Here is a 417-nt window from a genome sequence, read left to right on the forward strand (position 1 = left end):
TTGCAGGCGCGGCCACGGTTGTATCAGAACATGCTCGGCAATCTCGACAGTCTGCTGCTGGTGCGCCGGGCCGACGGTTCCAGCGTGATCGCGATCAACCCGCGCCAACGTGAATTGCCGGCACTCAGTGCATTAGCGCGAGAGCAAATGTCGCAGCTCCGTGACGTGCTCACCTGGCAGGCCAGTGACGGCGCCGAGCTGGCCTTGCTGTCCGGCCAGGCCCAAGGCCCCAACGGTGAAACCCTGACGGTGATCGCCGGCAAGGTGCTCAGCGAGCGCGAGCAGATGCTCGGCAGTTATCGCCTGCGTCTGTATCTGTCCGTCGGCCTCGGCGCGGTGCTCGCGTTTGCTCTGGGCCTTCTGTTGCTGCGGCGTGGCTTGCAGCCCTTGCATCAGTTGAGCGAAGCGGTGCGCAGT

At 64.7% G+C, this 417-nt stretch carries 1 pseudogene; it reads left to right on the top strand.

Annotated features, from left to right (window positions below):
* Positions 1–18 precede the first annotated feature (18 nt).
* Positions 19–417, top strand: a pseudogene (locus AC0T7J_RS25430) (hypothetical protein); the annotation flags it as partial.

The sequence above is a fragment of the Pantoea sp. E956-1 genome (genome assembly GCF_982223955.1).